This is a genomic window from Streptomyces sp. SID13031 (genome assembly GCF_010548305.1).
GTDB lineage: Bacteria > Actinomycetota > Actinomycetes > Propionibacteriales > Kribbellaceae > Kribbella.
In genome coordinates this window covers 153,220-167,677 of the sequence record NZ_JAAGLV010000017.1, presented here as the reverse complement: position 1 = coordinate 167,677, position 14,458 = coordinate 153,220, and the positions used below count along the sequence as shown (strand labels likewise).

Here is a 14,458-nt window from a genome sequence, read left to right as displayed (position 1 = left end):
GGCGTACTAGGCGCGGATCACGGCTCCGGCGCGGGCGATGATCTATCTTCGGTCGCGAGATGGCTATTGCTGAGCGGGACCTCAGGCGCTTCCTGGTCGACCGGATCGCGCGCTGCTGCGAACTCCCCGCGGCGGACGTGGATCCGGATCGGCTGCTGGAGCAGTACGGCATCGCCTCGCGGGACGCCATCGCCATCACAGCCGAGCTGGAGGACGTCCTCGGCCGCCAGCTGGAGCCATCGTCCCTATGGCGCTACCCGACCCTCAACCAGTTGATCCGCGGCATCCTCAGCACCACCCATCCCGACGGCATCCCACTCACGCCGCTGGATCCTTTGACCGGCGACGAGATCGCCGTCATCGGCCTGGGCTGCCGGGGCAGCGACCAGCTGGAAGCGGACCACGAGGCACTCGAACACGCCGGCATCCCTCCCCACACCCAGGCGGCCGTCTTCAGGACGACGACCGTGCTGCAGGCGATGACCAGCCTTCGCAACGGCGAGTCGGACCTCGCGGTGGCCGTGCTGGCCGACGACGGCTGCCAAGTAGCCGTCCTCAAACGCCTCGCCGACACCGGCCTCGACCAAGTACTTGCCCTCTGCATCGAACGGGATCCCGCCGAACCAGTAGCCACCGGCTTCTTCGAGGCAGTGCTGGCTGCTGATCGCGGGTTCACCAGTGACCTCGTCCCCTGGCCCGTCGGCCGTACTGCGTCGACGCCCGAGGCCGTCGTACGGCGCGCCCAGCCGGCCGAGCCGACCCCGTCGAGCGGACCAACCCGCCTGCTGCTGTCCGACGTGTCGATCGACGGGATCCAGCAGTACGCCGGTGAGCTGGCGACCTACCTCCGCACCAACTCCGCCGCCGGCAACGCAGACGTTGCTCACACGCTCGCCCGCCGACTCGGCCGCGGCCCGGTCCGCGCAGCAGTCGTTGGCCGAACCCGCGCCGACCTCACCGCCGCCCTGACATCCCTTGCCAAAGGCAACAACCACCCCGGCGTCCTGAGCGGCCTCGCCACCAGCGAGCCACCACAACCGGTCTGGGTCTTCCCGGGCCGGCCGGCAGACATCGCCTCAAGCCAGTCGGCCGCCGGGTTGCGGGAGTTGGCCGAGAGCGTGCCTGGGTTTGCGGGGCTGATCGTGGAGCTTGATCCGTTGGTGGTTTGGGCGACTGGCGTTTCGGTGCGGGAGGCGGTGCGGACCTCGACGCTGCCGACGGGCGGCGAGTTGCCGGTCGCGTTTGCTGTCCAGGTTGCGTTGGCGTTGTCTTTGCGGCAGTACGGCGTGGTGCCCGCCGCGATCGTGGGAGACGGCGCAGGTGAGGCCGCGGCCGCGGTGGTGGCCGGCGCGTTGACTGCCACCGAGGGCGCGCAGGTGATCGCCGCCATGGCCAGCACTCCGGATCAGCTCACCTCAGCCCTGGCCGACCTGGCTCCGGCAGCACCCCGACTGCCGTTCTACTCGGCATCCTCGACCAAGGCGACGCCCTTCGGCGCGGAGTACTGGGCAGCCAGCCTCAAACAACCCAGCGACCCCAGTACGACGCTCAGCCGCGCCGCCCTCGACGGACACGAGCTCTTCTTCCACCTGACCGCCGACGCGCTCGCGTTCCACACCCAGCTCGCCACCCTCGAGGTGCTCGGCCAGCCGGTCATCCCGCCGCCCGGCCGCATCACCGACGTACCGGTTGCGCCTTGGCGGACCGCATGACCACCATCGTCGATCTCGCCACCCGCTGGGCGAAGGAGAAACCCGACCAGCCCGCCTACACGTACGTCGACCACCGGGCGGACTCGCGGACCACGCTCACCTGGGGTCAGGTCGACGCCCGTGCCCGGGCCACCGCGGCGGCGATCCGGGAGCAGGCCGAGCCAGGCGATCGGGTCGCGATCCTCGCTCCGCAGGGCCTGGACTACCTCGTCGCACTCCTCGGGTCCTGCTATGCGCGCACGATCGCGGTCCCGCTGTTCCCACCCGATCTGCCCGGCCACCGCGCACGGCTCGACAGCGCACTGGCCGACAGTTCGCCGGTCTGCGCGCTCACCACCGCGGCCGCTCTCGACGGACTCGGCCTCCCAGTGATCGCCGTCGACCAGCTCGACCCGGCCGACTGGCAACTGGAGCCGATCGATCCGGACGACCTCGCGTATCTGCAGTACACCTCAGGCTCGACCGGATCGCCGGCCGGCGTGATGGTGTCACACCACAACCTGGTCGCGAACGTCAGCCAATTGATCGACGCGTTCGCGTTCCGCCCAGGCCGCTCGATGACGGTCAGCTGGCTGCCGCTGTTCCACGACATGGGGCTGATCCTCGGTTTCGGCGTACCGATCCTGCATGGCGACCAGTCGGCGTTCACCGATCCGGTGGCGTTCCTGATGCGTCCGGCGCGCTGGTTCTCGCTGGACGACGGCTCGCTGGACGTCTACACCGCAGGCCCCGACTTCGCCTACGACTACTGCGTCCAGCGAATCCCGGACGCCGCCAGGGCGGACCTCGACCTGAGCCGCTTCAAGGCGTTCCTCAACGGCGCCGAACCAGTCCGCCCGGCAACGATCACAGCCTTCGCCAACGCCTTCAGCCCGTGCGGACTGGCCCCAGCCACCCACGTCCCGGCGTACGGTCTCGCCGAAGCCGTCGTCTTCGTGACCAGCGCACTCATCGACATCCCTCCCACGATCACCCCCTTCGACCGTCATGCCCTCACCACCGGCGTACTACGTCCAGCTGACGCCCGGACCACCGGCGCCCAAGGTCCCGCTGACGGCCCGGCCACCGAGCTCGTCTCCTGTGGGCCGCCCCGCGGGCAGACCCTGGTGATCGCCGACCCAGCCGGCGCCCCGCTGCCACCAGGCCGGATCGGCGAAATCTGCATCGCCGGCCCCAACGTCACCCGCGGCTACTGGTCGGACCCGGCCCGCACGGCGGAGACCTTCGGCGCCACCCTCACCGACGGCACCGGCCCCTGGCTTCGTACCGGCGACCTGGGCGCCCTGTACGACGGCGAGCTCTACCTCACCGGCCGCCTCAAAGACCTGATCATCATCGACGGCCGCAACCACCACCCCCAGGACATCGAAGCCACCATCCACCAAACCCACCCCACGCTCAGACCCGGCCGGGTAGCCGCCTTCTCAATCCCCTCGACCAGCACCGAACGCCTGATCGTCGTCGTCGAACACACCACCCCCGACGACCCGACGGACACCATCCGGGCGGCCGTCAAACGCCACCACGACCTCCGCGTCCACGAAGTCCTCCTCACCCGCCCAGGCACAATCCACCGAACCACCAGCGGCAAACTGGCCCGCCACCCCACCCGCACCTGGTACCTCGAAACCCACTGACCAAAGCACTCCCCGCGCCCGCCCCACTTCGCCGCACCCCCACCACACACCAAGGTCGTCGTCAGATGCTGGTTGCCCCCGCGTTGGGCGTGGGCCGGGTGGGTGGGCGGGCGGGGTGTGTGGTTGACGAGGAAGGCGGCGTTGAGCGATTACGGTTGAGCGGTGGCTGATCGGTATGGGAAAGATGTGTTGTCGAGTGACTGGCGTAAGCCCAAGAACGGGCGGACCGTCGATCTGGTGATCGAGAAGGGGCTCGTGGTCGAGGAGCCCAGTTCCGGGTATGTCGGGGCCGTGGTGCGGTGGGAGCACGGGGTGGTCGATCTCGAGGACCGGTTCGGGAAGATCAAGACGTATCCGCTCGGGCCCGGGTTCTGGGTCGACGGCAAGCCGGTCAACCTGGTCGCCCCGAAGAAGGCCGGGCCGGCCAAGAAGACGCACACGGCATCCGGGTCGGTCGCCGTCTCCAACGTGCGCGCCAAGGTCGCCCGCGCCAGCCGGATCTACGTCGAAGGCAGGCACGACGCCGAGCTGGTCGAGCGGGTCTGGGGTGACGACCTGCGGATCGAGAGCGTCGTCGTCGAGTACATGGAGGGCATCGACGACCTGCCGGCGATCGTCAGTCGTTTCCGGCCCGGTCCCGGCCGGCGGCTCGGCGTGCTCGTCGACCACCTGGTCGAAGGCTCGAAGGAGTCCAGGATCGCCGCCGAGATCAACAACCGGGACGTGCTCGTCGTCGGCCACCCGTACATCGACATCTGGGAAGCGATCAAGCCGTCGTCGGTCGGCATCGCGGCCTGGCCGAAGATCCCGCACGGTCAGGAATGGAAGAAGGGCGTGCTGGAGACGTTCGGCTGGCCGGCCACCGACCAGGCCGATGTCGCCGCCGCCTGGAAGCACATCCTCTCCAAGGTCCGCAGCTTCGCCGACCTCGAGCCCGAGCTGCTCGGCCGGGTCGAGGAGCTCATCGACTTCGTGACGCAGGACTGATCGCCGGCACCCGTTCCTCGATCGCCCCACGGATCCGGCGCCGAAGACGCCGGATGAACAACGCCCCGACGAAGACTGCTAACCCAACGGTCAGCAACACCCCAGCGAGCACCGCGGCAATGATCCGGACAGCAGCCAGATCGACCACCCCGGCTGCCACCAGCAACACCACAGCCGCCCCGAGCAAGGCCGCCGGCAACCACCGCTGGAAGATCAACGGCCGCTTGGCCGGCGTCAGGTCAGCGTTCTTCACCAGCCGATGCCACAGGCTGAACCGCGCCGGCTCCGTGAACCACCGCGCCACCTGCAGCAACCACGTGTCCGGCTTGTACTTCCGTCCGGCCATCGCCTTGACCCAGTGCCCGACCGCCGGGCTCAACCCGCCCGACACCTCGACCATCCGATCGACCAGCCCCCTGGTCGTCTCGATGCCTTCCTGGCTGGTGTTGAGCTCGTTGCGCATCGTCGTGAGCGCGGCCAGCCCGGCGTCGACCGGGAAGTCCTTGGCCAGTCGCTGAACCCGTTCGGCGACGTCGTCCAGCGACCAGTCCTCCGCCTCCAGCACGAGCCGCTGGGTCTCGCGGATCCAGTCCGGGTCGGCGCCCAGCATCGCCCCGAGATGCGCGACGCAATGCAACCGGCCCATCAACCAGTCCCAGCGCCGCCAGTCCGCCGCCCCGAAAGCACCGAAGTGACCGACCTGCGAGCCGTACAGGATCCGTTCCTTGAGATCGTTCGCGATGGACCCGGCCGGCAACGCGTCGAGCAAGGTGAGCGGGATGTCCGGCCCGAGCCGCAGGAACTGGAAAGGCGCACTCCGCTGCTGCGGCGTCCGTGCCGACGTGCACCGCGAGACGATCTCGACCTCCAAAGCGGTCTCGACCACGTCAGAACCGACGACGGCGATCAGCGTCGCGAACTCCTCACCCAACGCCCGCTGCACCTGCAACGCCTCGAAGATGTCGTTCAGCCCGACCGCGACAGCCTCCGCTCCCCCGGCCGGCTGCAGATCCAGATCCGCTTCGGCAAGTTCGTCGGACAACGCGTCCCGGACGGCCAGCACCTTCTGCAGACTGTCGCTGGTCGCCTTCAACCGCCGCTCCAGGTCGGCCCGTTGCTCGCGAGCAGCGCTGTCGATCTTGGTCCGCAGCGACCGCAGCACCAGCCGTACGACCCGCTCGGCCGCGCCCGTCCCCCAAGCCCAGCAGGGGTTTCCGGCCGCGTCGCGTGTCAACGGCGCAACCGTGCCGTCAGGATCCGGCACCCACGGGTGCTCAGTGCCGAGGATGTCGTCGATCTGCGCCTCCGACAAAGCGGTGGCGGCATCCAGCACGGTCGACTGATCGTGCGTCGCGATCGTGACGGCCTCCCAGACGCCACCCGCAGCACGACCACGCGCGTACGCCGGCTGCAGCAACCCGGCCGCCTGCCGCAACCGATCCCGCTCAACTTGTTGCTCCACGCAACGATCGAAGAGCCGCTGCGAGTCCGACCAGGACGCGTCGGCCTCGAGTAGCAGCCGTTCGAGCTGCTCCACGTCGGACCGGAAATCCACCTCCCGCGGGTACTTCACCGCCGACATCGCCGCCACCCGCCAGTTCGGCTCGTTCGCATCGGTCAACCGCGTCTCGGCGGCTGTCCCGATTCCAGCCGACGGTACGACGTACAGGACGTAGCGGCTCGCCCGTCCGGTGACCGGCCGCCGGGCGACCACATCCAGTACCGGCCCGAACGGCGCGTTGTCGAGCACACCACCGTCGACCAGCCACGCCCCCGACTCGGCCTGAGCAGGCAGGACACGCGGCGGTGAAGCAGCCATCTTCGGCGTCTCCAGCACCGGACCGAAAGCGGCTGGGAAGGACGCCGACGCGCGTGCCGCCCGGGCGAGCAGATCCGTGTCCCGCAACCCGTTCTTCGCGCTCACCGAGAAGGCCCGTTCCTTGCCGTCGTAAACGGCCGCCTTCTCGCTCGTGAAACAGAACAGGTACCGATGATCCGGTACGACGAACTCCTGCCCGGCCGCATCCTTCGCCTCGAACTGCTGCACCCCGAGCCCGGACGCCGTGACGAACAAAGTCACCGGCTCGGCGGCCGACGTCTTGCCGGCCTTCGCCACCCCATCGAGCAGGCTCTTCAACTCCTTGAGGAAGTACTTCCCGTCCAGCACCGACGTCGACGCGACCCCGAAGGCAGGCACCAGCTTGCCCACCTCGAGCGACCCCAACCCGACCCAGCGCTGCCGCAGCCAAGGACCCTTCTCGTCGTCGGACCCATCGGGATCGAGGGTCGAGCCGTGCGAGATCGCCGTCGCGAGCAGCGACCCGTTCAGCCCGCCCGCGCTGGTACCGGCGATGACGTCGACCACGACGCGTCTTCGCTCACCGCCGCGCCGGCAGAGCTCACGCCACCGAGTCGCGAGCTCTTCGTCGTACGACTGGGCCTTCGGCGCCCCGGCCGCACCGGACGCGCGCCGGATCAGGTCCAGCTCGTGCGTGACCCCACCCATCCAGACCGCCAGGCTGACTCCCCCATTGAGAACCAACGCGATCCGGATCTCATGATCGGACATGGATCCCCCCTTGTCTGTTGGTAGAGATACCACGTCCGTGACGAACTTTCCCAGAGCGGGGATCACGAACTGTTGTCGCGGACTGCCTGAACGCGCATGCTGACACTGGGTCGACTATGGGGGTGGTCGCGGTGACTCTTTGGCGTTCGCTGGCGGGGATCGCACTGCTGCCGGTGTTGATCGGCTGTGGTGGCAGCGATTCGACCGACGACCCGATCACCTTCGACCCCTCGGACAGTCCGTCGGCGAGCCAGCCCAGTGAGCCGCCGGTGGAGCCGACCGACCCGGAGTCGACCCAGCCCACGCAGCAGAAACCGTCGATCGAGATCGCGTCGGCGCCGATCGGTGGCAACGTGGAGCCCACCCAGGAGGGCTACCAGTGCGCCGAGGTGAACTGGCTCGGCCGCAACCCGATCCCCGCCGGTACGACGATCCAGCTCGGCTCGCCGCATCTCGAACCGGGTGGTGTCTTCGAACTGGACCAGACCGGCTGCGGTGCCAAAGCCCCACCCTGCGCCCCCGACATCAGCTGGCAGGCGAGCAGTTTCAAGCCCTGCTACGTCGGGGTGAAGCAGCTCGCCGACGGCGATGAGGTGAGCCTGATCCTGTCGGTCTCCGCCGAGTGTGCGACCGAGGCGGACTGCCAGTCCTTGCAGGGCGACGTACCGGGCAGTCAGATCTCCTTCAGCCCGGGTCCTCCGAGTGGCTGACGAGCAGGCCCAGCTCGAACGCTGGGTCACCTTCGCGACTCGGATCATCGCGCCCGTCACGCTGATCAGCGGGTTGTTGTTCTACTTCGGCTACGTGTCGGCGCGGTCGCAGTACGAGTACTTCGGGATCGACGTCGACACGATCGGCCTGAGCACGCAGGACTACGTGATGCGCAGTCCACAACCACTACTCGTCCCGCTGCTCGGCATCACCCTGCTCGCCGTCGCCGGACTCCTGCTGCACAACGCGATCCAGCCGGCCCCGACGACGATCCGCCGCGCCAAGATCGTCGTGATCGTGCTGCTCCTCCTCGGCGTCCTCGCGCTGATCGGCTACCCCCTGCTGGGCGATCTCCCGTACTACGCGCTCGTCGTCCCACTCGTGATCGGCCTGGCAGCGGCGGCGCTCGGCTATCTCTCGTACTTCGATCGCAAAGCGGCCGGCCTCAAACCGCAGTACGTGCTGCTCGGACTACTCGCGGTCCTGACGACGACCTGCGCGTTCTGGGCGACCGCCACGACGGCGCAGTACTCCGGCCGTGGGCTGGCGAAGTCGGACGCGGAGAACCTGAAGCAGTTCCCGGTGGTCATCCTCGACACCAAGGAGCGACTGCAACTGCGCTCACCGGGGATCGAGGAGACCTCGCTGGGGACGAGCCCCGGGCAGACCTTCACCTACCGGTACCGAGGGTTGCGGCTTCTGGTGGTCGGGCAGAACCGGCTGTTCCTCGTGCCGCAGCAGTGGAATGCATCGGACACCACTCTCGTCGTCCCGCTGGACGGCTCGATCAGGGTGCAGTTCCAGTTCCAGAACGACCCGCCGTAGAAGGCTGACGATCAGGCGGAGCCGCGGATGATCAGTTCGGTGGCGAAGATCTCTGGGCTGGTCAGTTCGGCGCCGGCGAGTTTGGCGAGCAGGATCTCGGCCAGTCGGGCGCCGAGCTTCTCGACCGGCTGGCGCACGGTGGTCAGCATCGGCGTGGTCGTCGTGGCCACCACGGAGTCGTCGAAACCGACCACCGCGACATCCTCCGGCACCCGCTTCCCGCGCTGGGACAACACCCGCAGCGTGGCCGTCGCCATCAGGTCGTTGGCGACGAAGATCCCATCCAGGTCCGGGTGCTCCTCGAGCAGCCGCAAGGTGGCCTTCTCGCCGCCGTCGGTCGTGAAGTCACCATAGGCAACAGCCTCGGCGATCCCCGCTTCCGCCGCGGCTTCCTGATAGCCGGTGAGCCGGTCGAGGCCGGCCGTCATGTCGAGCGGTCCAGCGACGGTACCGAGCTTGCGGCGCCCGATCGACAACAGGTACTCGACTGCGGTCCGCGCGCCGGCCACGTTGTCCACGTCGACGCTCGCGACCGGTACTTCGACGCCGAGCGGCCGCGCGCTGAACACGATCGGCAGCGGCAGCTGGGCGAGCTCCTGCAGCACGTTGTCGCGGCCGTGGTGGCTGACGATGATCGCGCCGTCCACGTGCCCGCCACGCAGGTAGCGCAGCAGCCGCTGGTCGTCACCCGCGGCGGGCTCGATCAGCAGCACCAGCTGCGACGAGGTCGGCGCGAGCGTCATGCTGATCCCACGCAGGATACCGGCGAAAAACGGGTCCGAGAAGACCCGGCTGTCCGGCTCGGGAACGACCAGGGCGACCGAGTCCGTCCGGCGCGTCACCAGCGCGCGGGCCGCCCGGTTCGGCACGTAGCCGAGCTCACCGATCGCGCGCTCGACCGACGCCACCGTCTCCGGCAGCACCTTCGGCGATCCGTTCACCACCCGGGAGACGGTCGCGCGCGAGACTCCTGCCAGCGCAGCCACCTGCTCCAACGTCGGAGACCCACCGTCCCGACCCTGCATAGACAACGGACCTCCCCGGCTGACTCTGACCTTGCCACCGTAGTACCAATCGGGGCCGGTCCGCCGGAAACACGGCGCAGGGGTGCTAGCCGCCCTTGCGGGTGTTGGCGGCTTTCTCGGCTTCGCGCAGCGCCTGCTGCCAGGCGTCGTCGGGTTTCTGCTTGCCCTCGTCGACCCGGGCCAGCGCGTCGGAGAAGACCTGGTTGATCTCGCCGTCGCGCGGGCCTTTGTGCTGTTTGAGGATGACGTTCTTGGCCCGGTCGATGAAGATCTTGCCGACCGGCGCGTTGTTGAAGTACTGGTTCACCTGGCTCTTCACCTGCGGCGCGTCGTAGGCGTCGACGGTGGAGGGGAAGGAACCGATCTTCTTGAAGACCTTGATCTGCTGTTCCGGCGCGGTCAGCCAGGCAGCGAGCTTGGCGGCCTCGGCCGGCTGGGTCGACTGGACCGGGATGGTCAGGTACGAACCGCCCCAGTTGCCACCGCCACCGGGGAACACGTCGGCGACGTCCCACTTGCCCTTGCCGAAGGTGCCCGCGTTGTCCTGGATCACGCCGAGCAGCCAGCCCGGGCACGCGATCGTCGCGAACGCGTCGGAGCGGAAGGCCTTCGTCCACGACTCGCTCCAGGCCGGCAGGTTCGCCGACAAGCCGTCCTTGGAACCCTTGATGATCTGGTCCCAGGTGGACTTCAGCAACTCGTTGTCGTCGCCCAGGTACCGGTCGTTGTTGCTGTAGTAGGCCTGGATCAGCTGGTTGCGCATCGCTTCCCAGGTCAGTACCGAGGAGTCGTACCAGGCCGACTTCGGCAGTTTCTCCTTGAACTTGCGGCCGGTGGCGAAGTACGAGTCCCAGTCCGGGAACAGGGCGGCGACCTTGGCCCGGTCGGTCGGCAGGCCGGCCTTGGCGAACAGGTCCTTGCGGTAGCAGATCGCCTCGGGACCGATATCGGTGCCGTAGCCGATGATCTTGCCGGTGTTGGTGGTCGCGCCGGCGACCTTCCAGTCCAGCCAGCGCCCGCTCAGGTCGTTCGCGCCGTAGTCGCGCAGGTCGACGAACTTGTCGGCTTTGGCCAGGTAGTTGTAGATCCAGCTGACCTCCATGGCCTCGATGTCGGCCAGCCCGGAACCGGCGGCCAGGTTCGTGTCGAGGTTCTTGACGTGCTCGTCGACGGTCTTGGCCTTGCGCGGCGTGATCTTGATGTTCGGGTGCGCGGCCTCGTACTCGCGGTACAGGTCGTCGTAGCCGAACTCGTTGAACGTCGCGATCGTCAGCTCGATCTTCGGGCCGTCGTCGCCGGAGCCGGACTCCGAGGAGGACTGCTGGTCACTGCCGCCGCAGGCGGTCGCGAGCAGGGTGAGGCTGCAGGCGAGGGCCACGACGGCACTGCGTTGGCGGGCACTGGGCCGCATGGGAATGCTCCCTGATACAGAGGACGGGTTGAGAGCGCTCTCGATTGTGAAAGTGTTTGAGTTTCGAGCGTTTCAACCGAGTGTGTCAAGGACCACATCGTCACCCTGAGACACGAACCCGACTTCATCAGTACATAGCGGGGGAATTCGTCACGGAGCGAACCACGCCGGTGACGGATCGCTGTTTTTCCTGGGCTTTTCCTGTGATCCGGCAGTTACGGCAACAAGTCACGGACGACGGCGTCGGCCAGTAACCGACCACGCGGCGTGAGAATCAGCCGCCCGTCCCGCTCGATCAGCAGATCGTTGCCCACCGCATCTTTCGCCGCTTTCTGCCCGGCTTCGTCGAGGACGTCGAGCGGCAGGCCGGCCGCCAGCCGGATCTCGAGCAGCACGCGCTCGACCCGGCGCGTCTCGGCATCCAGGACCTCACGAGCGTACGCCGGGCTGTCGCCCGCGCCGAGCCTTTCGGCGTACGCGCTGGGGTGCTTCACGTTCCACCAGCGGACTCCGCCGACGTGGCTGTGGGCGCCGGGGCCGATCCCCCACCAGGTGTCGCCGCGCCAGTAGAGCTCGTTGTGGCGGCAGCGGGCTTCCGCAGTACGGGCCCAGTTGGAGACCTCGTACCAGCCCAGGCCCGCGCTGGTCAGCAACTCGTCGGCGAGCACGTACTTGTCGGCGAGGTCGTCGTCGTCCGGCATCGGCAGCTCGCCGCGACGCACCCGGCGGGCGAGTTGGGTGCCGTCCTCGACGATCAACGCGTAGGCGCTGACATGGTCGGGCTCGGCCGACAGCGCGGACTCCAGCGAGGTGCGCCAGTCGTCCAGCGATTCGCCGGGAGTGCCGTAGATCAGGTCCAGATTGACGTGCTCGAACCCGGCGGCGGTCGCTTCCTGCACCGCTTCGAGCGCCCGCCCGGGCGTGTGCTTGCGGTCCAGGATCTGCAGCACGTGCGGGGTCGCGCTCTGCATCCCGAACGAGACGCGATTGAAGCCCGCCTCGCGGATCGCGGCCAGGTACGCCGGATCGACGGACTCGGGATTCGCCTCCGTCGTCACTTCGGCGCCCGGGGCCAGCCCGAACTCATCCCGTACCGCCGCCAGCATCCGGCCCAGATCCGCAGCCGGCAGGAGGGTCGGAGTACCGCCGCCGAAGAACACCGTGTCGACCGGCCGGTCGAGCTCGCCCAGCACCTGGCGGGCCAGCCGGACCTCGGCCACGGCCGTTTCGGCGTACGAGGCCTGCGAACCGCCGCCGCCGAGCTCCTTGGCCGTGTAGGTGTTGAAATCGCAGTACCCGCAGCGCGCGGCGCAGAACGGGACGTGCAGGTAGAACCCGAAAGGCCTGCTGGCCGCCTCGCGGACGGCGGGCTCCGGCAGCGCCCCGTCCCGGGGCGCAACCTCCCCGTCGGGCAGTGTCGATGGCACCTGCCCATCGTACGGGCCGGGAAATCTGAGACCGGATCGCGGTGATTCTGTGGTAGCACTCCGTCGCGGAGTCGCTACATTCAGCTCATGGACACCGAGGCACGGCCCGTCGGCAAGGCCACCCAGAACGCCGTGGTGGTCGCGATCATGCTCGGAATGCTGCTCGCGGCCCTCGATCAGACGATCGTCGCGACCGCGCTGCCGACCATCGTCAGCGATCTGGGCGGCGCCAACCACCTGTCCTGGGTGGTGACGGCGTACCTGCTCGCCGAGACCATCATGACGGCGCTGGTCGGCAAGTTCGGCGACCTGTTCGGGCGCAAACGGATGTTCCTGATCAGCGTCGTGCTGTTCCTGGCCGGCTCCGCGCTGTGCGGGATGGCCGACTCGATGCTGTGGCTGGTCGGGTCGCGAGCACTCCAGGGGCTCGGCGCCGGTGGGCTGATGGTGACCGCGACGGCGGTGATCGCGGACGTCGTTCCGTTGAGCGAGCGCGGCAAGTACCAGGGTTTCATCGGCTCGGTCTTCGGCGTCTCCACCGTCGCCGGGCCGCTGCTCGGCGGGCTGTTCGTCGACCAGCTGAGCTGGCGCTGGGCGTTCTACGTGAACATCCCGCTCGGCATCGTCGTACTGGTGGTCGCCGCCTTCACGCTGCCGTCGGTGAAGGCCGCGGTGAAACCGGCGATCGACTATCTCGGCATCCTGCTGATCGGGCTCGCGGCGACCGGGTTGACGCTCGTCACGACCTGGGGCGGCAACGAGTACGACTGGACCTCGCCGACGATCATCGCGATGACGATCGGTTCGCTGATCGCGCTCGGCCTGTTCATCCTGGTCGAGCTCCGCGCCGCCGAACCGCTGCTGCCGATGCGGTTGTTCAAGTCCGGGGTGTTCTCGGTCTGCGCGTTGCTGAGCTTCATCATCGGGTTCGCGATGCTCGGCGGGGTCACCTTCCTGCCGACGTACCTGCAGTACGTGCACGGCGCGTCCGCCACGGAGTCCGGGCTGCAAATGCTGCCGCTGGTGGTCGGACTGCTGGTCGCCTCCGTCATGGTCGGCACGATCATCAGCAAGACCGGGCGGTACCGGATCTTCCCGATCATCGGAACGGTGATGATCGCAGGCGGCCTTTACCTGATGTCGCTGCTGACCAACCACACGTCGTACGTGGCGACCGCCGGCTTCATGGTCGTGCTCGGCCTCGGGATCGGGCTGTGCATGCCTGTACCGACGGTCGTCGTCCAGAGCACCGTCGACTATGCGGATCTCGGGGTCGCGACCTCTGGGGTGAGCTTCCTGCGCACCATGGGTAGCTCCTTCGGTGTTGCTGTCTTCGGCTCCTTCTACGCTTCGACGCTGCCCGAGAAGCTGGCCGGCGCGATTCCTGCTGGCGTCGATCCGCGGCTCGCGGCGTCCGTCGAGGGGGTGCGCTCGTTGCCCGACGCAGCTCGCGAACCGATCACGGCGGCGTACGCCGATGCGCTGCACGTGGTGTTCCTGGCCGCAGTACCGGTTGCCGTCGTCGGGTTGCTTGTCGCCCTGCTGCTGAAGGAGGTCCCGCTGCGCGACACTGCTCGGGTGGCCGCCGGTGGCAACTCCGGGGTCGGCGACAGCTTCGCGGCACCGGCGTCGTTCGACTCCGAACACGAACTGCAGAAGCTGTTCGCGCTCGTCGTCCAGAACCACAAACGCAACCCCGGCCCCGAGGTACTGGCCGAGTCCGGCATCCCACTCTCGATCGCGCAATCCTGGATGATCATGCGAGTCTTCCGCGGCGGCGCCGAAGGCGGATCAGCCACCTTGCAGGAAATCTCCGGCGACCTGAAGGTTCCCCCGGGCGTCTTCGAACCGCTGGCCGCCCAACTGGTTGCCGACGGCTACCTCTCTGAAACCCTCGGCCACTACCGCTTCACCCCCACCGGCCTGGAGATGTTCCAGCGCTTCGTCGGCGCCTACCGAATCTGGATCCTCAACCACCTGGAAGACTGGGACCCCGACAACGCCCCCGCCTTCTCCACCGCAGTAGACCGCCTGGCCGAACAGATGATCGACCGAGGCCACTCCCTGACCACCGGCAAACACGCCACCCTCACGAACGCTTAGGCGTCCGGGCTATCCCAGCTGGCTCATGAGGGCCATCATGGGGGTCGCTGG

10 protein-coding genes are annotated in these 14,458 nt (G+C 68.1%); 6 read left to right on the top strand and 4 right to left on the bottom strand.

Going from position 1 to position 14,458, the window contains the following annotated elements; genetic code table 11:
* Nucleotides 1–59 precede the first annotated feature (59 nt).
* The 3 genes from G3I17_RS29940 (at nt 60) to G3I17_RS29930 (ending at nt 4,336) form a co-directional block, all read left to right on the top strand.
* Nucleotides 60–1,712, top strand: coding sequence for an acyl carrier protein (locus tag G3I17_RS29940; RefSeq protein ID WP_164600965.1), 1,653 nt, complete (start codon nt 60–62; stop codon nt 1,710–1,712).
* Nucleotides 1,709–3,349, top strand: a complete 1,641-nt coding sequence (locus G3I17_RS29935; RefSeq protein WP_164600964.1) for a fatty acyl-AMP ligase — start codon at nt 1,709–1,711, stop codon at nt 3,347–3,349. The genes G3I17_RS29940 and G3I17_RS29935 overlap by 4 nt, the downstream gene beginning before the upstream one ends.
* 162 nt (nt 3,350–3,511) lie before the next feature.
* Nucleotides 3,512–4,336 (top strand): DUF3097 domain-containing protein, encoded by an 825-nt coding sequence (locus tag G3I17_RS29930; protein WP_164600963.1) that lies wholly within the window; start codon nt 3,512–3,514, stop codon nt 4,334–4,336.
* Here the strand turns inward: G3I17_RS29930 and G3I17_RS29925 are convergent.
* Nucleotides 4,311–6,905: a DUF3376 domain-containing protein gene (locus tag G3I17_RS29925; protein ID WP_164600962.1), complete on the bottom strand. Its 2,595-nt coding sequence runs from the start codon at nt 6,903–6,905 to the stop codon at nt 4,311–4,313. The genes G3I17_RS29930 and G3I17_RS29925 overlap by 26 nt on opposite strands.
* Nucleotides 6,906–7,036: 131 nt before the next feature.
* On the opposite strand from G3I17_RS29925, the gene G3I17_RS29920 reads away from it, so the two are divergent.
* Together G3I17_RS29920 and G3I17_RS29915 are read left to right on the top strand one after the other, a co-directional pair.
* Nucleotides 7,037–7,615, top strand: coding sequence for a hypothetical protein (locus tag G3I17_RS29920; protein ID WP_164600961.1), 579 nt, complete (start codon nt 7,037–7,039; stop codon nt 7,613–7,615).
* Nucleotides 7,608–8,441, top strand: coding sequence for a hypothetical protein (locus G3I17_RS29915; protein WP_164600960.1), 834 nt, complete (start codon nt 7,608–7,610; stop codon nt 8,439–8,441). Before G3I17_RS29920 ends, G3I17_RS29915 begins: the two co-directional genes overlap by 8 nt.
* Before the next feature lie 11 nt (nt 8,442–8,452).
* On the opposite strand, the gene G3I17_RS29910 is transcribed toward G3I17_RS29915, so the two are convergent.
* From G3I17_RS29910 to hemW, 3 genes are all read right to left on the bottom strand, one after another.
* The gene (locus tag G3I17_RS29910; RefSeq protein ID WP_343238457.1) at nt 8,453–9,427 is read right to left on the bottom strand and encodes a LacI family DNA-binding transcriptional regulator; all 975 of its coding nucleotides are present in this window, start codon (nt 9,425–9,427) and stop codon (nt 8,453–8,455) included.
* 124 nt (nt 9,428–9,551) lie between these two features.
* Nucleotides 9,552–10,877 carry an extracellular solute-binding protein gene (locus tag G3I17_RS29905; RefSeq protein ID WP_164600958.1) on the bottom strand — a complete coding sequence of 442 codons (1,326 nt, stop codon included), beginning with the start codon at nt 10,875–10,877 and terminating at the stop codon, nt 9,552–9,554.
* A gap of 215 nt (nt 10,878–11,092) precedes the next feature.
* On the bottom strand, nt 11,093–12,304 hold the full coding sequence (gene hemW / locus G3I17_RS29900; RefSeq protein WP_164600957.1) for a radical SAM family heme chaperone HemW: 1,212 nt from the start codon (nt 12,302–12,304) through the stop codon (nt 11,093–11,095).
* Between the two features lie 87 nt (nt 12,305–12,391).
* Between hemW and G3I17_RS29895 the strand changes: the two genes are divergently transcribed.
* On the top strand, nt 12,392–14,407 hold the full coding sequence (locus G3I17_RS29895) for an MDR family MFS transporter (RefSeq protein ID WP_164600956.1): 2,016 nt from the start codon (nt 12,392–12,394) through the stop codon (nt 14,405–14,407).
* Nucleotides 14,408–14,458: the final 51 nt, after the last annotated feature.